Below are 21,313 nucleotides of genomic sequence, written 5' to 3' on the forward strand. Positions count from 1 at the left end.
GCACACGTGCAGAACAAGGACACGCGATGACCACACACTCCATTCAATCGCTGCAAATCGGCATGCACTGGTTTCCCGAGCGCGCAGGCGGGCTCGACCGCATGTACTACTCGCTGGTGGGCGCGCTGCCCGGTGCGGGCGTACGCGTGCGCGGCGTCGTGGCCGGCTCGCCCAAGGTGGCAGAGGACAGCGGCGGTGCGATCCAGGGCTTCGGCTCCGCTTCGCGCTCGCTGCCGTTTCGCCTGATGGACGCGCGCCGCGCGTTGCGCAGCGAGATTCGCCGCCACCGTCCCGACGTGATTTCCTCGCACTTCGCGCTGTATACCTTCCCCGGACTCGACGTCACGCGCGGCATTCCGCAGGTTTCGCACTTCCAGGGACCGTGGGCCGACGAGAGCTTCGTGGAAGGCGCGGCCACGCTGAGCCAGCGCATCAAGCACTCGCTGGAGCAGTCGGTGTATGAGCGCTCGTCGCGGCTCATCGTGCTTTCGAAGGCGTTTGGCGACATTCTCACGCGCCGCTACGGCATTTCGCCCGAGCGCGTGCGCATCGTGCCGGGCTGCGTGGATACGGCGCATTTCGACCCGGCGTGCTCCTCCGCCGAGGCGCGCCTGAGGCTGCAGCTGCCGCAGGGCCGCCCGATCATCCTGGCTGTGCGCCGCCTCGTGCGCCGCATGGGTCTGGAGGACCTGATCGATGCGATCAAGATGGTGAAGCAGCGTCATCCGGACGTGCTCCTGCTGATCGCAGGGCGCGGCCGTCTGGAGTCCGAACTGCAGCAGCGCATCGATGAAGCGGGTCTGGTCGATAACGTGAAGCTGCTCGGTTTCGTGCCCGACGCGCACCTGCCGTCGCTCTATCGCGCCGCAACGCTGAGCGTGGTGCCGACGGTCGCGCTGGAGGGTTTCGGGCTGATTACGGTGGAATCGCTTTCCGCTGGCACGCCGGTTCTGGTGACGCCAGTGGGCGGCCTGCCGGAAGCGGTGGCAGGGCTGTCACAGGACCTCGTGCTGCCGGCCACGGGCGCGAACGCGATTGCCGACGGCATCGACGGCGCGCTTTCTGGGCGCATCAAGCTGCCGGATGAAGCGGCATGCAAGGCGTATGCGCGCGAGCACTTCGACAACGCCGTGATCGCGAAGCGCGTGGCCGGTGTTTATGCGGAAGCGATTGCTACCCACTGAAGCGGGTCGTTAGACCAAAAGAAAACCGCCGCTCGGGAGAGCGGCGGTTGATGTGTCGACGAGAGAAAGCGCGCAGTGCGCGCTATTGCGTTTCGAGCACGCGTTCGCGGGCTTCTTCGTACATCCAGCGCAGCGTGTCTTCCAGGTGCTTGCGCGAGCTGTCGCCGACGATCGAGCGAAGCTTCGCGTTCGAGCCGATCAACTGGCGCACCTCGTTGGCGCGCACGAAACGTGGATCGACATGCACCTCGATCTCGTAGCCGGCAATGCGCGCAAGCATGCCGAGCAGCGCGCCGAGCGTTTGACCACTGCCCGAGCAGACGTTGACAGTGACGCCGCGCGGCGCGACTTCGACAAGCCGCGCATAGGCGTTCACCACGTCGCGCACATCGGAGAAGTCGCGGGCCACGTGAAGGTTGCCAAGCGAAATCTGCTTTTCGCCGCGCGCATAGTGCTCGACGATCTTCGGGATCAGGAAGTCCGGCGACTGGCCAACGCCTGTGTAGTTGAACGGGCGCGCGATGATGATCGGCAATTGCGCCTGAAAACGCTTCGCGACGTATTCCATCGCGAGCTTGCTGACTGCGTAGTCGTTGGCGGGTTGGGGTTCGACGTGCTCATCGATCACGCCGTTCGTGGCGTTGCCATAGACATTCGCGCTGCTCGCCAGCAGCACGGCGCGCGGCACGTGCTTTTGCTGCGCGAGGGCTTCGAGCAGATTGCGCGTGCCGACCACGTTCACGAGATACGTGCGCGCAACGTCGCTGTCGGCCACATGGGCCAACGCGGCGAGATGCACGACCACGTCCGGTTGCACGGACTCGAGCGCATGCGCGATGGCGCCGCGCTCGAGCAGGTCGGCTTCGATCGCCGTGGCGCCGAACGGGAAGGCCTCGGCGCTGAGCGATTCGCCGGCCCGGACGGTGCCCCAGACACGGTAGCCGTCCGCCGCGAGGCGGGCGGCCATATAGCGGCCCGTAAAGCCGCCAATGCCCGTGATGAGCGCGCGCGGACGGCTAGCGGGATCAGAATGTGTCATGGCGTTCGTTGCGCGCAAGGTCGGCCGTGACCATCATCTGGCAGAGCTGCTCGAGCGAAGTCTGCGGCTGCCAGCCGAGCTTTTGCTGCGCCTTGGTCGGGTCGCCAATGAGCAGATCGACTTCGGCGGGGCGGTAGTAGCGCGGGCTCACGCGCACGAGCGTGCGGCCCGTGGCGACGCAAATGCCGGTTTCGCGCTCGCCCTTGCCCGACCATTCGAGCTGGATACCGGCTGCCGTGAACGCCATCTTCACGAAGTCGCGCACGGTTTCGGTGCGGCCCGTGGCGAGCACGTAGGTGTCCGGTTCATCGGCCTGCAGCATGCGCCACATGCCTTCGACGTATTCGGACGCGTAGCCCCAGTCGCGCTTGGCGTCGAGATTGCCGAGTTCGAGCATGTTGAGCTTGCCGAGCTTGATCTTGGCGACGCTGTCGGTGATCTTGCGCGTGACGAACTCGCGCCCGCGCAGCGGCGACTCGTGATTGAAGAGAATGCCGCTCGTCGCGAAGATGTCGTAAGACTCGCGATAGTTAACGGTGGACCAGTGCGCGAACAGTTTCGCCACGCCGTAGGGGCTGCGCGGATAGAACGGCGTCTCCTCGCATTGCGGGATCGCCTGCACCTTGCCAAACATTTCGGAGGTCGAAGCCTGATAGAAGCGCGCTTTCGGGTTCACCACGCGAATCGCTTCGAGCATGTTCAGCACGCCAATGCCGGTGACTTCGGCGGTCGTAGCGGGCTGGTCGAACGACACGCCCACGAAGCTCTGGGCCGCGAGGTTGTAGACCTCCTGCGCTTGTGCGCGCTCGACGAGGCGCAGGGTCGAGCCCGCATCCGTGAGGTCGTGTTCGACGAGTTCGAGCGAAGGATGGTCGAGGATCCCGAGCTCGTTCATGCGCCAGAAGTTCACGGAGCTGGTGCGGCGATACGTGCCGGTGACGTTGTAGCCCTTGTCGAGCAGAAGGCGCGTGAGGTAGGCGCCGTCCTGGCCGGAAACACCGGTGATGATCGCTTTGCGACGTTCGTTCATGTGATGTGTCCTTGAAATAGCGAACGGGATTCAGGAATTACGATTGCGGGCTCGACTGGCGCACGCGCGCGGTGATGTCCACCGGCTTCGCCGCCGAGCGGCGGCGCGGGCCGCGCGTGAGGCGGCGCTCGAAGAGGAACCAGCTCGCACTCGCATAAGCGAGCGTGAGGACGAGCGCAATCGCGGCGCTCTCGATGCGGCCGTAGTGAAGCGGCCACACGGCATAGAGAATCGTGAGGTGAATGAGGTAGATCGTGTAGCTGATCGTGCCGATATACACGAGCACCGGGTTCGACAGCAGGCGCCGTACGATGCCTTTCGACTGCAGCGCGAACACGACGATGGAGGTGCAGAGCACGAGCGAGATGCTATAGAGCGTCGCGTTCGAGAGCGGCGTGTTCATCGCGCGAAAGCGCGGGTAATGCAGGTGCAGCCAGGCCAGCGCGCCGAGCGCGGCAAAGAACAGCACGGCGGCGGGCCATTTGAAAGGCTCGAGCGCGTTGCGGTCGCGGCGCACGAGCACGGCTAGCAGTGCGCCGGCGGCCAGCAGGTCCATGCGGAACGGCGTGAGATAGTAAATCGGCCAGTACGTGTCGAACCACGGCGTCGCAACGGCGCGCAGCACGGGCACAAGCAGGATGAGCGCGGCGGCCACGAGCGCCATGAGGCGCTGCGGCAGGAGCAGCACGACGAAGGGCCACACGATGTAGAACTGCTCTTCTACGGCGAGCGACCAGAGAATGTTGAGGCTGTCGTGTCCGCTCTGGCCGAGCGCGTCGCCGATATTGGTGGCGAAGAACGCATACCACGGCCAGTAGTGCGCCCAGCCGAAGCCGAACAGCAGCGACGACACCACGAGCAGCAGCACGTAAGGCGGCAGAATGCGGCGCAGCCGGCGCGCATAGAAGTAGCTGAAATACGATTGCCCGCGCGCCTTGCGCTCGAGCAGGATGCCGGTGATCAGAAAGCCGCTCAGCACGAAGAACAGGTCGACGCCCATCCACAGCGGCGCGTGCAAGGCGTGCTGCGCGAACACGGCGAGCACGGCGAAAGCACGCAGACCGTCCAGCTGGACGATGCGGTGGGAATGGTCGGCGGGGCCTTGTTGATGGACCAGGCGGCTAACGGTCATCGGTTCTCCGGTGAGTTCATGCATGCACGATTACTGTGCGATTCATTCTAGAAAGAATTAAATCTTCAAAAAGCCGAAATATATTGGCATTGGATTTTTAATTTTAATTGCCGGAGTTTGTCCGATATGAAATACGCATGGCTGTCCGGAAATGAGGCCAGGTCAAGCTGCATAGGCCTTACAGACTTCACGCCCGGGCTCTGGGATTTATTTCCGGCGCACTCGGAAATGGGTCATAAATACTGAATTTTTTTGAATTATTTTCCCTTTTTTGGAGGCGATTTTTCATACGGTTTGTGCGGCATGATCCAGGCAGATTGCCGTCATCAGACCGGAGGAATTGCCTTGCCGTTATCGAATCCCGATCGCCGTTTGCGCAGGACGTTGGCGCTGGCCGCGACGTGCACGTTTATCTGCACGTCTTCGGTCCAGACCATCGCCGCGCCGCAGCTCAACGTGACGACCTCGTGGATCGGCAACACCTTTGGCAACGGCCAGGGCACGTGGATGCAAATCAACGTCACGGCCATTGCCGTCACACCCGAAGGCAAGGTCTTCACCAACGCCCCGTGGGACGAGAGCGGCGCCGAGATCAGCGCGTACCAGGACGGCAAGCCGCTCGGCTTTGCCGGCGGCACGCATGGGTGGGGCGGCGGCGGCGGCAACGCGGTGGCCGTGAATCATCGCTATCTGTATGCGGCGGTGGGCGTGGGTAACGAGAAGGGCCATCTCGTCGGCAGCGGCATCTGGCCTGCGAAGGGCAGCCAGTGGTACGGCATCACGCGCCGGCCGCTCGACGAGCCCAAACGTGCGGCCACGTTTCAGGCTTCGCCCGATCCACTCAATCCGCATGCGCAGCTTTCGGCGTCGTTTCTGAAGATCAACGAAGTCCCCGCGGGCACACCTGCTGACATTGGCGGACTCGCCGCTACGGATTCGACGCTCTACGTGAGCAACACGCCGATGAACCGCATCGAGGTGTACGACGCGAACTCGATGCAGCGCAAGACGCAATGGGACGTTGAGGCGCCGGGACGTATCGCGCTCGCGGCCGACGGGTCGGTGTGGGTGCTCACGGGGAGTGGCGCGGGCAAGGGCGCTGCCCAGCCGCGCGTCGCGCATTACTCGGCGGATGGCAAGCGCCTCGACGACACGCTCGCGCTGCCCGACGATGCGGTGCCCGTGGATCTCGCGTTCGATCCGCAGCAACGCCTGCTGATCGCCGATAACGGGCCGCGCCAGCAGATTCTCATCTTCACGCGCAACGGCAAGACGTGGACGCAGAGCGCCACGCTTGGCGAACGCGGCGGCATCTTCTCGGGTGTCGCGGGCAGGCCGGGGCCGGGCCGGTTCAATGGCCTGACGGGCGTCGGCACCGATGCGCGCGGCAACATCTACGTCTCGACCAACGGCGTGGGGCCGCAACACGATGGCAGCATCGGCGCGGGCCTTGGCGCGACGCTGGAAGCGTATACGCCTGCAGGCAAGCGCCTGTGGAACCTGGAAGGCCTGCTCTTCGTAGATGGCGCCTGGGTGGACCCGCAGCGCCCCAACAGCGTTTATACGGGCAACAAGCGCTTCGAACTTGATTTGTCGAAGCCGGCGGGGCAAGACTGGAAATATGTCGGATTCCTGTCTAATCGGTTCCGCTATCCCGACGACCCGGTCTTTCACACCGACCAGTGGCCGGGTCTGCCGACCGCGCGCGTGTTGGACGGGCGCACGTTCCTGTTCCTGACCGACATGTATGCGGACCACCTGAAGATCTATCGCTTCGACGCGCAGCGCGACGGCGAGACCGCGATTCCCTCGGGCTTCATCGCGGGGCGCGGCCGCGGGGTGCAAAACGTGCCGAATGCGCCAACGGTACCGTCGGCCGGCGACTGGATCTGGCGCGACACGAACGGCAACGGCGCGTTCGACGCCGACGAATTCACGCGCAATCCGGGCCGCGATCACCTTGCAGGCGGGTGGGGCTGGTGGATCGACACGCGCGGCGACATCTGGCGCGCGCGCGACGACAAGGGTATCTGGCGCTTTCGCTTCGGCGGTCTCGATGCGAAGGGCAACCCAATCTACTCGTACGACAAGCTCGACAAGTACGCGATTCCCGCGCCGTTTTCCGAGGTGCATCGCGCGATCTACGAACCGCAGACCGACACGCTCTATGTGACGGGCTACACCGCCGACGCGCCCCACGATCCCGGCTTCTGGAAGGAAGCGGGGCGCGTGCTGGTGCGCTACGACAAGTGGTCGAGCGCTCACCCCGAGCAGCGCTACATGCTGCGCCTGCCGTGGGACCCGAAGGCGAAGCCGCCTGTCACGCCGGCAGGGCTCACGGTGGAAGGCCAGTACATGTTCGTGGTCGAGCCCGCGGGCAACGTGCACGTGTACGACAAGGACAGCGCGAAGGAGATCGGCACCTTCGGCCCAGGCGCGGAAGTGGGCAATACCTCGGGTTGGGTCGACGTGCCGTTCGGCATCACCGCGCATCGCGAAGCAAACGGCGAATACCTCGTGTTCGTCGAGGAAGACGCGCGCGGCAAGGTCCTCATGTACCGCTGGAAACCGGCCTGACCCTCACGGGCCACGCAACTGGATACCTAATGGATAAAGGAATACTGCGCAACGTCGCAATCAATCTGTTCGGTCTCGTGCTGCCGACCTTCGTGTCGCTCGTCACGGTGCCTTCGTATATTCGCCTGCTCGGCGTGGAGCGCTACGGCGTGATCGCGCTCGTGTGGACCTTGATCGGTTACTTCAGCGTGCTCGATCTCGGCATGAGCATGGCCGCGCAGAACCAGATCTCAAAGGCGTATGCGTCCAAAGATGCCGATGCGTGCGAGCGTGTGTTCTGGAGCGCGTTCTGGCTGAACTTCACGACCGGCGCGATCGGCGGCCTGCTGATCTATTCGGGCGGCGCGCTCTATACCGCGTATTTCACGCACGTCACGCCCGAACTGCGCCACGAGGTCTATCTCGCGCTGCCCTGGCTCGCCGTGGCGATTCCGGTGGCGAACGTGTCGTGGGTGTTCGCTGGCGCGATCAACGGCGCGGAGCGCTTTGGCATCTACAACACGAACCAGACGCTCGGCACGTTCCTGTTCCAGCTGCTGCCGCTCGCCGCCGCCTGGGCGTACGAGCCGAATCTGCAGACCGTGCTGGCCGCCGCCGTGTTCGCGCGTCTCGCGGCCGCCATCCTGCTTGGCCGCTCCGCGCTGCGCGTACTCGGCATTCGCAAGGTGCGCGGGCCGCGCCTCGATACCTCGAAGGCGCTCTTCAATTTCGGCGGCTGGATGCTGGTTGCGAGCGTCACCACGATGGTCGCGGACTCGCTCGACCGCATGATGCTGGGCGCGGGCCTCGGCGCGCGCTTCGTCACGTATTACACCGTGCCGCAGAACCTCGTCACGCGCCTGAACATGGTGCCCAATGCGCTCGTGCGCACACTGTTCCCGCGCCTCTCGGCACTCGGTCGCGAGCATGCGGATGAAATCGCCGCGCAGTCGCTGCAATTTCTCAATGCCGTGTTCACGCCCATCGCCATCGGCGCGATCGTCGTGCTCGCGCCCTTCCTGCATGCGTGGGTGGGACCGGTGATCGCCGAGCATGGCGCGCCGGTTGGACGCGTGCTGATCATCGCCGTGTGGCTCGTCGGGCAGGCGGGCGTCACGCGCATTCTTATCCAGTCGCAAAACAATCCTGCCGCTGCCGCACGCGTGGGGCTCGTGGAATTGCCGCTCTTTGCGGGCCTGCTGTGGCTCGGCATTTCGCGTTTCGGTTTGCCGGGCGCGGCGGCCGCCGTGCTGTTTCGCGCACTGTTCGACTACGTCGTGCTGTTGTGGCTGTCGCGCATTCATAGCCGCACGATCATCGTCGATATGTTTGCGCACCTGAGTTTTCTTGCCACGGCGCTTGCTCTTGCGTGGTGGCTGCCGGACGCGCTGTACGCCATCGGCGCCGGTGTCGTGCTGGCGCTCGGCAACGTGGTGTGGTCGGTAGCGACCACGCCCATGCTGCGCGGCTACGCCCGTTCCCTTCTCTTTCGACTGAATTCACGGAAAAGCGCATGAGTCACGAACTGATCGACGAAGCGGCGCCGTCCGAAAGCGCCGCCGCGCCCATTCAACGGCGCGACGCCACCGAAGCGCGACGCGCCGAAACGGGCGCTGTCATGCCGCTGCGGCCCTTGCGGCCAGCCCTCGCCGCGGGCCGCGCGCCGCGCGTGGCCATCGTGCACGACTGGCTCGTGACCTACGCGGGCGCGGAGCGTGTGCTCGAGCAGATCCTGGCCTGTTTTCCCGACGCGGACCTGTTCTCGGTCGTCGACTTCGTCGATGCGAAGGACCGCACGTTCCTGCGCGGCAAGAGCGCCACGACCTCTTTCATTCAGAAACTGCCCGGCGCGCGCAAGCGCTACCGCGCGTACCTGCCGTTCATGCCGCTCGCCATCGAGCAACTCGACGTGTCGGGCTACGACGTGGTGATTTCGAGTAGCCACGCGGTAGCCAAGGGCGTGCTCACGGGACCGGACCAGTTTCATATCAGCTACGTGCATTCGCCGATCCGCTATGCGTGGGATCTCCAGCATCAGTACCTGCAGGAGTCGAGCCTCACGCGCGGCCCGAAGTCGATGCTCGCGCGCCTGATCCTGCACTACATCCGCAACTGGGACGTACGTACGGCGAATTCGGTGGACCAGTTCGTCGCCAACTCGGAGTTCATCGCGCGCCGCATTCAGAAGGTGTATCAGCGCCAGGCCGAGGTGGTGTACCCGCCCGTGGATGTCGACGCGTTCGAGCTGGAAACGCAGAAGGAAGACTTCTATGTGACTGCCTCGCGACTCGTGCCGTACAAGAAGATCGACCTGATTGTCGAGGCGTTCTCGCGCATGCCTGAGCGGCGCCTCGTGGTGATCGGCGACGGTCCCGACATGAACAAGGTGCGCGCGAAGGCTACGCCCAACGTGGAAGTGCTCGGCTATCAGCCGTTCGCGGTGCTGCATGACCGCATGCGGCGCGCCAAAGCCTTCGTGTTCGCGGCGGAAGAAGACTTCGGCATTTCCGTGGTTGAGGCACAGGCTTGCGGCACGCCTGTGATTGCCTTCGGGAAGGGCGGCGCGCTCGAAACGGTGCGCGACACCGGTTCGCGGCCCACGGGCATCTTCTTCGAAGAGCAAAACGCGGACGCGATCATCGCGGCCGTCGACTCATTCGAAAGCGATCCGGGGCGATTCCGCGCCGAGGATTGCCGCGCGAACGCCGAGCGCTTTTCTTCGCGGCATTTCCGCGAGCAGTTTTTCGCGCGCGTGGCGAAGGCGGTGCCGGCGATCTCGCAGGCGGGCTCCGCGCACGGCGCGCCGCCGTTCGAAGTCGACGTGGACGCAACGGAGTCGCCGCGTGTACTCGCGATCGACCAGAGCGGTGTGCTGGGCGGCGCCGAGCTATCGCTGCTCGAAGTGGTGAAGGGCTTGCGCTCGCGTATCGACGTGCTGCTCTTTAACGACGGCCCCTTCAGGGAGGCGCTCGACAAGGCTGGCGCGCGCGTGGAGGTGCTCGATTCGGGCGCATTGAGCAAGGTGCGGCGCGATGGCGGTGCGGCGCCGCGTCTGGGTGTGCTCGCGGGCATTGCCGCGCTCGTGCGCGAGACGCGCCGCCGCGCCCGTGAAGCTGACGTGCTTTACGCCAACACGCAACGCGCCATGGTGATTGGCGTGCTTGCGGGCAAGTTGGCGCGTAAGCCGGTGGTCTGGCATTTGCGCGACATCGTGAGCGACGAGCACTTCGGCCGCGTGCAGCGCGCCGTGATCAAGGGCTGCGCGAAGCTGGGGCTCGCGCATGTGATTGCGAATTCGCATGCTTCGGCGAAGGTGTTTGCGCAACTCACGCGATTCGATGCGAAGCGTATCGATGTTGTGCATAACGGGGTGGATGAATCGCCGTTCCGAGCGCTTGCGCGTGTGCCGCAGGCGCAATTGCGTGCGCAGATCGGGTTGCCCGAGGAAGCGTTCCTCGTTGGCGCGTTTAGCCGGCTTGCGCGCTGGAAAGGGCAGCATGTGCTGCTCGAAGCGTTGCTCAGTGAGCCGCGGGCGCATGCTGTGTTTGTGGGGGCGCCGCTGTTTGGCGAGGACGCCTATGCGGCGGAGTTGCGTGCGTTCGTCGATGCGAATGGGTTGCAGGCGCGTGTGCATTTTCTTGGTTTTCGGCATGACATCGCGGCGTGTATGCGTGCTGTCGATGTGATCGCGCATACGTCTATTACGGCTGAGCCGTTCGGGCGTGTGGTCGTGGAAGGCATGCTGGCGCAGCGGCCGGTTGTGGCTTCGCGTGATGGTGGTGTGACCGAGATTGTCGAGCACGGTAAGAGTGGGTTGCTCTGCACGCCTGGCGATGCGAAGGAACTGGCTGCGACTATCGGCAGGTTGCATGATGATGCGGGTTTGCGTGAAGCGCTTGCCGCGCAAGGGCTCGCTACTGCGCGGGAGCGGTTTGGGAAGCAGCAGTATGTCGAGGCGGTCGAGCGGGTGCTCGATGGGGTTGTTGCGCGGGGGAAGTAAAGGGTTTTTGGCTCCTTGGCGCTTTGGCCTTTCCTTGTTTTCGCGGCGGTATGCAGGCGTTGCCCCTGTGCGGGGCGGCACCTACTTTTCTTTGCAGCGGCAAAGAAAAGTAGGCAAAAGAAAGCCGCTCAAACCGCCAGCGCCAGCCACAGTTCACATCGCGCCACCAAGGGTTAATGGCTCCGGAGCGTCTGTCACCTCGCACCACCGAACTCAGTGACAAGGCGCTCATCCTTCCGGCGGCGCTACGCGCGCCGAAGGGCATAACCTAAAGCCATTGGTGCGCTTGCCTTCCGCCAAGAATGACAACGCCCCCTGGTTTCCCTTGCAGACCCAACCGCTGCGCGCGTAGCGAGCAGCGGGAACGGATGAGCCCCTTGTCACTAACGAAAATGGTGCGAGATGACAGACGCTCCGGAGCCATTCACCTTTCGTGGTGCGATGTGAACTGTGGCAGGCATTAGCGGTTTGAGCGGCTTTCTTTTGCCTACTTTTCTTTGCCGCTGCAAAGAAAAGTAGGTGCCGCCCCGCACAGGGGCAACGCTGGCATACCGCCGCGAAAACAAGAAAAGGCCAAAGCACCAAGGACCCACGATCAAACGGCGACCCGCCTCCTAAGCCGCGCGGCAGCATTCAGCGCAGGCCGCTCGAAGAGCCGATAGAACACCCAGCCAACAGGAATCACGGCGAGGGTAAAACCGAACGACGGCCAGATCGAAGTCTGCAACTCGGAGCGAAACAACAGCGACCCGAGCAGCACGAACAGTGGCAAATGGATGAGATAGAGCGAGTAGCTGAAATCGCCGAGTTTGGAGAACAGCAGGTGGAGCATGCCAGGAGAAGCAGGCTGCGCAAGCGCCTTCACGAGATAGCAGGCAAACGCACACGCCCAGAGCTGGAACGCGCCAAACTGGCCAAAGTGAAACGCCACGCATCCGGCCACGGCGAAAAGCGCCGCAGCGGGATAGGCAAACCGGAACCCGGAAGACCCACGCAAGCGCACTTCGGCGATCCATGCGCCGAGCATCCACGAGAACCAGTACGACGTGAAGACGACGATGTCATGCCGCTCCAGCGTCAACGCAGACACCACGTTGATGAGCGCCACAGCAGCGAGCACGACATTCAGCCCAAACCGCCGGCGCGCAGCAAAAAGCAGCGGATAGAGCAGATAAAACTGCACTTCGAGCGAAAGGGTCCAGAGCGCGCCGTTAGAGCCATACGTCTTACCGGCCACGCCCTGCAGCGAGAAAAGATTGACGAAGAAGTCCCGCACCCCGATGCCATTGATCTTGTGGCTCACAGGAAAGAGCGAGAGGCTGACCGAATCCACAGCCAGCGTGAGCAGCAACGCCGCGAGCAGCACCGGATAAATGCGCACGAAACGGCGCAGCCAGAACTGCCGCGTGTCGAGCCGGAAATTGGGGTTTGCATTCAGGCGCGCGGCGCCGCTGCGGTGAATGCAATACCCGCTAATGACGAAGAAAATCGGCACACCCGCCGATCCCCAGGCAATGGGAAACGTAAGCCACGCGGCGATCGTGCCTGGGCTCGCGAGACTCGCGTGCAACTGGTGAAACGCACCCATGCCGATCCAGGTCACCTGGCGGCAATGGAAATAGGCCACCAGCAGGGCCGCAAAACCGCGCAGAGCCTCGATCAGTTGATCGCCTGCAAGCTCGCGCGCCGCGGTCAAGGGCCGCGCCGCAGAGGACACAGCAGCGGCGGGAAGCGCAGACGCAGGCGGCATGGCAGTTTGGAGTACGGGATCGCTCATCGGTGTCAGCCGGTCCTTGGGGAGAGTACCCGGCGATCTTAGGGGCGCGCGCGCGAGTGAAGTAAGCAAAATATTTTCAAAATGTATTCGAGCGGTTAAGAGAAATGGAGAAATAAATAGATTGAAAATCAAAGCAGTTTATTTGTGGAAATTGAAATGCTAGTTTGTGTGTGATCGACTATGGTCGCTGGAGAATCCGATGAACCTGCACTTGCTGGCCGGCGTGGCCGTGCTGTTGATACTCGTGGGGGTATCCGCATATCGTGAGGCCTTGCGCAATGAGCCCATCCGGCGCGCACGCACGCGTTCCGGCGCCTTGCCGCCCGCCGATGAAGCGGAGTAGACTGCGCCCGAACGAGACGCGTCACCGACACAAGCCGGATCAGGAAATTCATGCCGATTCGCTCTAAATTATTCGGAATGAATGGAAATAATTTCCGGTGTTAAGCTTGAATCTTACAATCTGAATTTATTGGCCTTTTTTATTCTTTAAAAGGCGGTAAACAATCTTGTTCAATACAAGAATCTGCCAGTGCAGAACCTCGGGGAAGTCGGCTTGCCTCGCTGCGAGACCGAGACTCAAACGAACGATCTGGGAATGGACATCATGCTCAAAGTAACCAAAGCGGTATTTCCTGTTGCAGGCCTGGGGACGCGCTTCTTGCCCGCCACCAAGGCGAGCCCCAAGGAAATGCTGCCGGTCGTCGACAAGCCGCTCATTCAGTACGCGGTGGAAGAGGCGATCGCTGCGGGGATTACCGAAATGATCTTCGTGACCGGCCGCAGCAAGCGCGCGATCGAAGACCATTTCGACAAGTCGTACGAGATCGAATGCGAACTCGAAGCCCGCAACAAGCAAAAGCTGCTCGACCTCGTTCGCAGCATCAAGCCCGCCAATGTGGACTGCTTCTACGTGCGCCAGGCCGAGGCGCTCGGTCTGGGCCACGCCGTGCTGTGCGCGGAAAAGCTCGTGGGCGGCTCGCCGTTCGCCGTGATCCTGGCGGACGACCTGCTCTACAGCCCCACGCCCGTCATGAAGCAGCTCGTGAATACGTTCAATCACTATCACAGCTCGGTGATCGGTGTGGAATCGATCGCACGTGAAAACAGCGCGTCGTATGGCATTGTCGATGGCCGCGAGTGGGAAGAGGATGTGTTCAAGCTGTCGGGCATCGTCGAAAAGCCGGCGCCGGAAGCCGCGCCCTCGAATCTCGGCGTGGTGGGCCGCTATGTGCTGATGCCCACGATTTTCGACCATCTGCGCTCGCTGAAGCCGGGTGCGGGCGGCGAGCTGCAGCTTACCGACGCATTGCAGTCGCTGCTCACCGAAGAGCAGGTGCTCGCGTACCGCTATATGGGCACGCGTTTCGACTGCGGCAGCAAGCTCGGCTACCTCAAGGCAACGGTGGAGTTCGCGCTGCGCCATCCGGAGGTGAAGGACGAGTTCGAGGCGTATCTGCAAACGCATCTGCCGGCCGCGCTCGCTGCTGCGGCATAACCACTCCGCAGCGGCGCAACCACGCTACGGGGTCATTCGAAGCGCGCGGGCTCAGTGCCCGCGCGCTTTTTGCACATCTTGTCCTCCTCCCCAACGATCTCCTGGCATGGCCATGCGCTTGCGCCCGGAGAGATTTGCAATCGTCATCGGTGTATAACGATTCTGGCGGGCACGCCGAATGCGCACAACGTTTCGTTTGTGCTCGCGCTGCGCCGTTGGCCGCATCGTGCGGTGGCGATGCTGCATGAATATCCCAACGATTGTCGTATGGCATGCCGGGCTGGTTTGGTGCGCGCAATTGCGGTGATTCAACGCGCGTCCGGGCGCCAGAGTCCAGTCACAGGCACGCGCTTCACGAAGGAGAAACCGGCCATGACCAGGCACCTTCCCGTGGCAGGCAGCGAACATCCCGCGCCCGCTGGCGCGCAGTGCGTCGGCGCGTGCGACCCGGCGGAGCGCTTCAAGATCGTGTTGATCCTGCGGCGTCAGGCGTCGCCTGAATTTCACGAGCTGGTCAACCGGCTCACCGCCAACGACCCCGCCGCCAAGCCGGTTTCCCGCGAAGAGTATGAGCGGCGCTTTGGCGCCAGCACGGCGGATATCGAGCGTGTCGAACAGTTCGCGAAGGCGCACGGCCTCGCCGTGGACCACGCCGACGCCTCGGCGCGCCGGGTCGTGCTCTCGGGCACGGTGCAGCAGTACAACGCCGCCTTTGGCATCGATTTGCAGCGTTTCGAACATCAGGTCGGCAAGACCACGCATCATTTTCACCAGCCGAGCGGCCCTCTGCATTTGCCGCAAGACATGCACGAGGTCGTCACCGCCGTCGTGGGGCTCGACAATCGCGCGAAGGCGCAGCCGCACTTTCGCTTCGTGCCGACGAGTCTCGCCAATGCGCCGGCTGCTGGCGCACCCATCCGTCCGCCCATCCGTGCCGCGCGCGCGGTGACCCGGTCGTTCACGCCTTTGCAGCTTGCGGAGCTTTACAGCTTTCCCGCAGGTGACGGCAGCGGCCAGTGCATTGCAATCGTCGAAATGGGCGGCGGATACGACACGGCGGACCTCACCGCGTATTTCAAGGCACTGGGCGTGAGCGCGCCGCGCGTGGAGGATGTGTCGGTCGATCAGGCGACGAATGCGCCGACCGGCGACCCCAACGGGCCCGACGCCGAAGTCACGCTCGACGTGGAGATCGCGGGCGCGCTGGCTCCCGGGGCGCTCATTGCCGTGTATTTCGCGCCGAACAGCGAGGCCGGTTTCGTGGATGCGGTGAGCGCGGCGCTGCACGACAGCCAGCGCAAGCCATCGGTCATCTCGATCAGCTGGGGCGCGCCGGAGTCGGCGTGGTCGCAGCAAACGCTCGGCGCGCTGAACGACGCCATGCAAACGGCCGTCGCGCTCGGCGTGACCGTGTGTGCGGCCTCGGGCGACAGCGGCTCGTCGGATGGCGTGGGCGACGGCGCCGATCATGTCGATTTCCCCGCGTCGAGCCCTTATGCGCTCGGCTGCGGCGGCACGCACATCGCGGCATCGAACGGACGCATCTCGCAAGAGACCGTGTGGAGCGACGGCGAAAACGGCGCGACCGGCGGCGGCGTGAGCGCGACGTTCGCGCTGCCGGACTGGCAAAAGGGTCTGCGCGTCGTGCGCGGCAGCGGCGGGGCCGGTGCGCTGGTGCGTCGCGGCGTGCCCGATGTCTCAGCCGATGCCGACCCAGCCACGGGCTACGAGGTGCGCGTGGCCGGCGCGGATACGGTGGTGGGCGGCACGAGCGCGGTCGCGCCGCTGTGGGCTGCGCTGATCGCGCGTATCAACGCGGCGCGCGGCACGCCCGTGGGCTTCGCGAACGCGAGGCTCTATGCGCAGCCCGGCGCCTTCAACGACGTGACGAGCGGCAGCAATGGCGACTTCTCCGCGGCGCCCGGCTGGGACGCCTGCACGGGCCTCGGCACGCCGGTCGGCAGCAAGGTGGCGGCGGCACTCGGCTCGACGTAGGATGAGCGCGGCGCGCCGCCCCGGCGAGAAGGAAATGGCGAGCGCATGCGAGTTGCATGAAAGGTTGCCATTCGAAGTTGCATTCACTGTCTCAAACGCGAACACTCAGAAAGTGGAGACGACATGAACGACGAAGCGCAGTCCACCAAGGGCAACGGCGGCGCTCAAGGGGCCAGCCCCGCGAGCGGCAACGGCAAGCATCGCTCCCAGGCCGACCAGCCGTGCTTCGATCCCACCGCTTACGGCAACGGTCCCGACGACTTCGTCACCGACGTGACCGAGAATGCCGCAATCACGCACCACGCCATTCAGATCGGCAAGGAAGTCATCGCCTATACGGCTACGGCCGGTCATCTCGTGACGGTCGATCCGAGCAGCTCGCAGCCCAATGCCAAGATGTTCTACGTGGCGTTCACGAAGGACGGCGTGCAGGCGCAGGACCGTCCCGTCACGTTCTTCTACAACGGCGGCCCGGGCTCGTCTTCCGTGTTCGTGCTGCTCGGCTCGTTCGCGCCCAAGCGCATCAAGACCTCGATGCCGGGCTTCACGCCGCCTGCGCCCTATACGCTCGAAGACAATCCGGACAGCCTGCTCGACAAGAGCGACCTCATCTTCATCAATCCGGTGGGCACGGGCTATTCGGCCGCGATCGCGCCGCATCACAATCGCGACTTCTGGGGCGTGGATCAGGACGCGGATTCGCTCAAGCAGTTCATCAAGCGCTACCTCTCGGCGAACGATCGCTGGAATTCGCCGAAGTTTCTCTACGGCGAATCGTATGGCACGGCGCGCAGTTGCGTGCTCGCCTACCGGCTGCACGAGGATGGCGTGGATCTGAACGGCATCACGCTGCAGTCGTCGATACTCGATTACACGCAAAGCGGCAATCCGGTGGGCGCGCTGCCCACGGCGGCCGCCGACGCCTGGTACCACAAGCGCCTTGGCGTGACGCCCGCGCCGAAGGACCTGCAGGCGTTCGCCGCGCAGGTCGCGCAATTCGCGCGCACCGATTATCTGCAGGCGCTGTCGAAGTTTCCCGATCCCAGCGACAAGGGCATTCCGGCCACGCTGAAGACGCTGTCGCAATACACGGGCATCGACACGCAAACGCTGGAGTCGTGGAATCTCGACATCGCCTCGTACGACAGCCGCGGCAATTCGCTATTTCTCACCACGCTCATGAAGGACAAGGGCGTGGCGCTCGGCTCGTACGACGGCCGCGTGACTGCCATCGACACGGGTATTGCCGGCAATATCGACCCCAACTCGGGCGGCAACGATCCCACCATGACGGCGGTGAGCGGCGTGTATACGGCGATGTGGAACAGCTACCTGAACGAGCAGCTGAAGTTCCGCACGAACTCGTCGTTCACGGACCTGAACGATCAGGCATTCAAGAACTGGAACTTCGGCCATATCGATCCGACGGGCGCGCAAAAGGGCGTGGATGCACAGGGCAATATCGTGCTCTACACGGCCGGCGACCTGGCGGCGGTGATGGCGCTGAACCCGGATTTGCGCGTGCTCTCGGCGAACGGCTACTACGACTTCGTCACGCCGTTCTACCAGACCGTGATCGACTTGCAGAAGATGCCGCTCCTCGACCAGAAGGTGCGCGACAACCTGAGCGCACGCTTCTATCCGTCGGGGCACATGGTGTATCTCGACGCCGGCTCACGCACGGCGCTCAAGGCCGATCTCGCGAAGCTCTATCAGGTCGCCGTGACGGACCGCCCCGCGGTGGCGCGCATCCGCGCCCTCCAGCGCATGAGCACGATGAGCACCATGCATCATTGAGGCGGGGGCGTACGCTCTCAACGCGTGCGCCCTTGCGCCATGGCTTCGAGGCACGCGCGCGCGTCGCCCTGCACGAGGCGCGCCGCGCACGCGATCATCAGGTTCTTGGCGAGGCCGAAATCTTCCACCAGATAGCCGCGTTCGCACACGCGCCCCTGCGCGTCGGGCACCGAAGGCACGCGTTCGATGAGCGTGCCCTGGTCGGACGTGTAGGCCCAGACTTCCTTGCCTAGTGCGGTTGCATAGCCGATCTCGAAGGCGGTGCCGGAGTCGGGCTCGCCGGGGCCGCGAAAGTCGTTCACATTTGCCATCACGATATCGGCGGCGCGGATCGCTTCGACGTTCGCGCGATAGATCCACGCGGCGAGGCGCGGGCCGTCGAGGTCCGGCGGCACTTGCGCGTCGAGCGGATAGACGCCCTCGAAGCCATATTCCGCGCACGCAGAGACGAGGCGGGCGCCGTGCTCGAGCGCGTCGCGCCGGAAGACGTCGAAGCCGGCGAGATACACGCGCGGGCGGCGGGGCAGCGGGGTGGAATTCATGGCGCGCGGTTCTCCATGCAAGCGGTTCGTCGAGAGCGAGTTCGACGATTCTAGCGCCAGGTCCCGGGGCAGCGGCGTTTCGGGCGTATTCCCGTTACTTACAAACAGTTGACAGCAATTGTTGCGTCTCGCTACGATGATGCGCTTTGCATGCTATCGTGCGGCGTTGCGCGCCGCGCAACTGCGCGCATCTTGTTGTGGGCGCAACGTATTGGGGACAAACCTCGGGGTTGAAACCCGGCCAATGCGCCCTCGTTTTCCTTGGCCCTTGCCGTTTGCGGCTTGGGCTTCGCACCATGTCGGAGACCATGAATACGATCGCCGGCGGCCAGTCGAAGGCCGCACTACACAATCTCGAAGCGGGCGCCTATTCCAAGGCGACGCTGCGCCTGTTGCCGTTTCTTTTCCTCTGCTATGTGGCCGCGTATCTCGACCGCGTCAACGTAGGCTTCGCCAAGCTGCAGATGCTGAGCGACCTCCAGTTCAGCGAAACCGTGTACGGTCTCGGCGCGGGCATTTTCTTTATCGGCTATTTCTTCTTCGAAGTCCCAAGCAATATTCTCATGCACCGCGTGGGCGCACGCGTGTGGATCGCGCGCATCATGATTACGTGGGCCGTGCTTTCGGCGGCCACGCTGCTCGTGAAGACGCCCACGCAGTTCTATTTCGTGCGCTTCCTGCTGGGCGTGGCCGAGGCCGGCTTCTTCCCTGGCATCGTGCTCTATCTCACCTACTGGTTTCCGGCCGCGCGCCGCAGCCGCATGAACGCGCTCTTCATGATCGGCATTCCGATCGCGGGCGTGCTGGGCGGACCGCTCTCCGGCTGGATTCTCTCGGCGTTCACCGGCACGAACGGCTGGGCGGGCTGGCAGTGGCTCTTCCTGATCGAAGCCGTGCCTTCGCTCGTGCTGGGCGTGATTACGCTCTTCTATCTGCCTAACGGCATTCGCGCGGCGAAGTGGCTCTCGGAAGACGAGAAGGCCGTGCTCGAGCGCAATATCGAGCAGGACCAGGCCGGCAAGGGCCACGCATCGATCGGCTCGGTGTTCGCCAACGGCCGCGTGTGGCTCATGGCCGTGATCTATTTCTGCTGCATGATGGGCCTTTACGGCATCAGCTTCTATCTGCCCACGCTCATCAAGGCGAGCGGCGTGAAGAGCGCGCTCGACGTGGGCCTGCTCACCGCCATTCCGTACGCGTGCGCGGTGTTCAGCATGCTGTTCGTGGCGAAGAGCGCCGACCGCACGGGCGAGCGCCGCTGGCACTTCGCCATCGCTTCGCTGGCTTCGGCACTCGGCCTGTATTTCAGCACTGTGTTCGGCAACAACGTGCCGCTCGCCATGCTCGCGCTCTCGGTGGGCGCGGCTGGCATGCTCGCCACGATGCCCGTGTTCTGGACCTGGCCGAGCGCGATTCTCGCGGGCGGTTCGGCCGCCGCCGCCATCGGCATGATCAACTCGATCGGCAATCTCGCGGGCTTCGTGAGCCCTTCGATCATCGGCTGGATGAAGGACGCGACGCAAAGCACGAATGCGGGCATGTACTGCGTTTCGGCGGCCATGGTGCTGGGCGCGCTGCTGGCGCTGCTGCAGCCGAAGAAGATCGTCAACGGCTGATGGCGTTTGCCGCGAAGATTGCGCAGCATTGAGCTAGAAAAGCAGCGGCAAGGTCCGCTGCTTTTTTTTCGTCGTCGGCTTAACATCTCGGGAAAGCCCTGGTATTTCCCACATGTTGCGCGATGATCGATTCTGGCGACATATGTAGGCTTTGAATGCGCAAGACAACGATACGCGAGTAGAGGACCGACTGATGAACGCACTGAAGCTGCTGTCGCTGGCTTGCTGGTCCTTCGCGGCATGCATTGCGCTGCTGCAGCCGGCGGCCGCCCAGGTTGCGCAGCCCACGCTCGACAAGATCCGCGCGGCAAACATCATCGCCGTTGGGTATCGCGAGACTTCGGTCCCGTTCTCTTACGTGATTGGCGACAACCAGGTGATCGGCTTTTCGCAGGACATCTGCAACAAGGTGATCGACGCGGTCAAGCTCAGGACGAAGCGTCCGAATTTGCAGGTGCATTTCATTCCCGTCACTTCGCAAAACCGCATTCCGCTCGTGCAGAACGGCACCGTGGATCTGGAGTGCGGCGTCACGACGAACCTGAAAGCGCGCGAGGCTCAGGTGAGCTTTTCCAATACGTTCTTCATTGCGACCACACGCCTGCTCACGCACAAGAATTCGGGCATTCACGACTTTCCCGATCTCGCGGGCAAGACGGTGCTCACGAACCAGGGCACGACGTCCGAGCGCATCCTGCGGCGCATGAACCTCGACAAGCAGATGAACATGCGCATCATCAGCGCGCGCGACTATGCCGAGGGGCGCGCCACGCTCGAGTCGGGGCGCGTCGTGGCCTACATGATGGACGACGTGCTGCTCGCCGGTACGCGCTCGCTCACGCAGAAGCCGTCCGAATGGGTGATCGTGGGTACGCCGCAATCGTTGGAGGCTTATGCGTTCATGATGCGCAACGGCGACCCCGAATTCCGGCAACTCGTGAACGACACGATGGCGGGGATCATGAAGAGCGGCGAAATCAACGCAATGTACGCGAAGTGGTTCGAGAAGCCGGTGCCGCCCAAAGGCGTGAATTTCGCGTTTCCGATGAGCGGGCAATTGCGTGCGCTCTATGCCGCGCCGAACGATCGCGCCTTCGACTAAGCGCCGCGTGCGTGTGCGAACCATGAGATGATCTCGTTCCTGGCG

General features: G+C 63.6%; 15 protein-coding genes. 10 read left to right on the forward strand and 5 right to left on the reverse strand.

From position 1 onward, the window contains the following. Nucleotides 1-26: 26 nt before the first annotated feature. Nucleotides 27-1,184 carry a glycosyltransferase family 4 protein gene (locus U5A65_RS11055; protein WP_321933568.1) on the forward strand — a complete coding sequence of 386 codons (1,158 nt, stop codon included), beginning with the start codon at nt 27-29 and terminating at the stop codon, nt 1,182-1,184. Nucleotides 1,185-1,266: 82 nt separating this feature from the next. On the opposite strand, the gene U5A65_RS11060 is transcribed toward U5A65_RS11055, so the two are convergent. From U5A65_RS11060 to U5A65_RS11070, 3 genes are read right to left on the reverse strand one after another with little or no spacing between them, the layout of a single operon-like run. Beyond that, nucleotides 1,267-2,223: a GDP-mannose 4,6-dehydratase gene (locus U5A65_RS11060; RefSeq protein WP_321946272.1), complete on the reverse strand. Its 957-nt coding sequence runs from the start codon at nt 2,221-2,223 to the stop codon at nt 1,267-1,269. Continuing rightward, nucleotides 2,210-3,253, reverse strand: a complete 1,044-nt coding sequence (gene gmd / locus U5A65_RS11065) for a GDP-mannose 4,6-dehydratase (protein ID WP_321909340.1) — start codon at nt 3,251-3,253, stop codon at nt 2,210-2,212. The genes U5A65_RS11060 and gmd overlap by 14 nt, the downstream gene beginning before the upstream one ends. Before the next feature lie 37 nt (nt 3,254-3,290). After that, a complete protein-coding gene (locus tag U5A65_RS11070; RefSeq protein WP_321946273.1) occupies nt 3,291-4,385 on the reverse strand; it encodes an acyltransferase in 1,095 nt (364 codons plus the stop codon). Nucleotides 4,386-4,730: 345 nt separating this feature from the next. On the opposite strand from U5A65_RS11070, the gene U5A65_RS11075 reads away from it, so the two are divergent. From U5A65_RS11075 to U5A65_RS11085, 3 genes are read left to right on the forward strand one after another with little or no spacing between them, the layout of a single operon-like run. Then, on the forward strand, nt 4,731-6,962 hold the full coding sequence (locus U5A65_RS11075) for a hypothetical protein (protein ID WP_415764589.1): 2,232 nt from the start codon (nt 4,731-4,733) through the stop codon (nt 6,960-6,962). A gap of 29 nt (nt 6,963-6,991) precedes the next feature. Beyond that, nucleotides 6,992-8,458, forward strand: coding sequence for a flippase (locus tag U5A65_RS11080; protein WP_321933563.1), 1,467 nt, complete (start codon nt 6,992-6,994; stop codon nt 8,456-8,458). Further along, on the forward strand, nt 8,455-10,941 hold the full coding sequence (locus tag U5A65_RS11085) for a glycosyltransferase family 4 protein (RefSeq protein WP_321946274.1): 2,487 nt from the start codon (nt 8,455-8,457) through the stop codon (nt 10,939-10,941). Before U5A65_RS11080 ends, U5A65_RS11085 begins: the two co-directional genes overlap by 4 nt. Before the next feature lie 595 nt (nt 10,942-11,536). Here U5A65_RS11085 and U5A65_RS11090 read toward each other — a convergent pair. Next, nucleotides 11,537-12,718 carry an acyltransferase gene (locus U5A65_RS11090; RefSeq protein WP_321933561.1) on the reverse strand — a complete coding sequence of 394 codons (1,182 nt, stop codon included), beginning with the start codon at nt 12,716-12,718 and terminating at the stop codon, nt 11,537-11,539. A 199-nt stretch (nt 12,719-12,917) separates the two neighbouring features. On the opposite strand from U5A65_RS11090, the gene U5A65_RS11095 reads away from it, so the two are divergent. From U5A65_RS11095 to U5A65_RS11110, 4 genes are all read left to right on the forward strand, one after another. Beyond that, the gene (locus U5A65_RS11095) at nt 12,918-13,061 is read left to right on the forward strand and encodes a hypothetical protein (RefSeq protein WP_199272116.1); all 144 of its coding nucleotides are present in this window, start codon (nt 12,918-12,920) and stop codon (nt 13,059-13,061) included. A gap of 264 nt (nt 13,062-13,325) precedes the next feature. Continuing rightward, on the forward strand, nt 13,326-14,216 hold the full coding sequence (gene galU / locus U5A65_RS11100) for a UTP--glucose-1-phosphate uridylyltransferase GalU (protein ID WP_321909330.1): 891 nt from the start codon (nt 13,326-13,328) through the stop codon (nt 14,214-14,216). 372 nt (nt 14,217-14,588) lie between these two features. Then, nucleotides 14,589-16,211 carry a S53 family peptidase gene (locus tag U5A65_RS11105; RefSeq protein WP_321909328.1) on the forward strand — a complete coding sequence of 541 codons (1,623 nt, stop codon included), beginning with the start codon at nt 14,589-14,591 and terminating at the stop codon, nt 16,209-16,211. Nucleotides 16,212-16,334: 123 nt separating this feature from the next. Then, nucleotides 16,335-18,008, forward strand: coding sequence for a S10 family serine carboxypeptidase-like protein (locus tag U5A65_RS11110; protein WP_321909326.1), 1,674 nt, complete (start codon nt 16,335-16,337; stop codon nt 18,006-18,008). Between the two features lie 17 nt (nt 18,009-18,025). Here U5A65_RS11110 and U5A65_RS11115 read toward each other — a convergent pair whose 3' ends face one another. Then, nucleotides 18,026-18,550: a nucleoside 2-deoxyribosyltransferase gene (locus U5A65_RS11115; RefSeq protein ID WP_321946275.1), complete on the reverse strand. Its 525-nt coding sequence runs from the start codon at nt 18,548-18,550 to the stop codon at nt 18,026-18,028. A gap of 308 nt (nt 18,551-18,858) precedes the next feature. Here U5A65_RS11115 and U5A65_RS11120 point away from each other — a divergent pair, with 308 nt between their 5' ends. Then, nucleotides 18,859-20,166, forward strand: coding sequence for an MFS transporter (locus tag U5A65_RS11120; protein ID WP_321946276.1), 1,308 nt, complete (start codon nt 18,859-18,861; stop codon nt 20,164-20,166). 193 nt (nt 20,167-20,359) lie between these two features. Next, nucleotides 20,360-21,268, forward strand: a complete 909-nt coding sequence (locus tag U5A65_RS11125) for a transporter substrate-binding domain-containing protein (protein WP_321909320.1) — start codon at nt 20,360-20,362, stop codon at nt 21,266-21,268. Nucleotides 21,269-21,313: the final 45 nt, after the last annotated feature.

Origin of the sequence: Paraburkholderia sp. J10-1 (assembly GCF_905220165.1) — a bacterium.
GTDB lineage: Bacteria > Pseudomonadota > Gammaproteobacteria > Burkholderiales > Burkholderiaceae > Paraburkholderia.

Excerpts from the sequence above, each read along its gene's own strand:
- U5A65_RS11055 (WP_321933568.1), top strand. The coding sequence starts at position 27 with ATGACCACACACTCCATTCAATCGCTGCAAATCGGCATGCACTGGTTT.
- U5A65_RS11060 (WP_321946272.1), bottom strand. The coding sequence starts at position 2,223 with ATGACACATTCTGATCCCGCTAGCCGTCCGCGCGCGCTCATCACGGGC.
- gmd (WP_321909340.1), bottom strand. The coding sequence starts at position 3,253 with ATGAACGAACGTCGCAAAGCGATCATCACCGGTGTTTCCGGCCAGGAC.
- U5A65_RS11070 (WP_321946273.1), bottom strand. The coding sequence starts at position 4,385 with ATGACCGTTAGCCGCCTGGTCCATCAACAAGGCCCCGCCGACCATTCC.
- U5A65_RS11080 (WP_321933563.1), top strand. The coding sequence starts at position 6,992 with ATGGATAAAGGAATACTGCGCAACGTCGCAATCAATCTGTTCGGTCTC.
- U5A65_RS11085 (WP_321946274.1), top strand. The coding sequence starts at position 8,455 with ATGAGTCACGAACTGATCGACGAAGCGGCGCCGTCCGAAAGCGCCGCC.
- U5A65_RS11090 (WP_321933561.1), bottom strand. The coding sequence starts at position 12,718 with ATGAGCGATCCCGTACTCCAAACTGCCATGCCGCCTGCGTCTGCGCTT.
- U5A65_RS11095 (WP_199272116.1), top strand. The coding sequence starts at position 12,918 with ATGAACCTGCACTTGCTGGCCGGCGTGGCCGTGCTGTTGATACTCGTG.
- galU (WP_321909330.1), top strand. The coding sequence starts at position 13,326 with ATGCTCAAAGTAACCAAAGCGGTATTTCCTGTTGCAGGCCTGGGGACG.
- U5A65_RS11105 (WP_321909328.1), top strand. The coding sequence starts at position 14,589 with ATGACCAGGCACCTTCCCGTGGCAGGCAGCGAACATCCCGCGCCCGCT.
- U5A65_RS11110 (WP_321909326.1), top strand. The coding sequence starts at position 16,335 with ATGAACGACGAAGCGCAGTCCACCAAGGGCAACGGCGGCGCTCAAGGG.
- U5A65_RS11115 (WP_321946275.1), bottom strand. The coding sequence starts at position 18,550 with ATGAATTCCACCCCGCTGCCCCGCCGCCCGCGCGTGTATCTCGCCGGC.
- U5A65_RS11120 (WP_321946276.1), top strand. The coding sequence starts at position 18,859 with ATGAATACGATCGCCGGCGGCCAGTCGAAGGCCGCACTACACAATCTC.
- U5A65_RS11125 (WP_321909320.1), top strand. The coding sequence starts at position 20,360 with ATGAACGCACTGAAGCTGCTGTCGCTGGCTTGCTGGTCCTTCGCGGCA.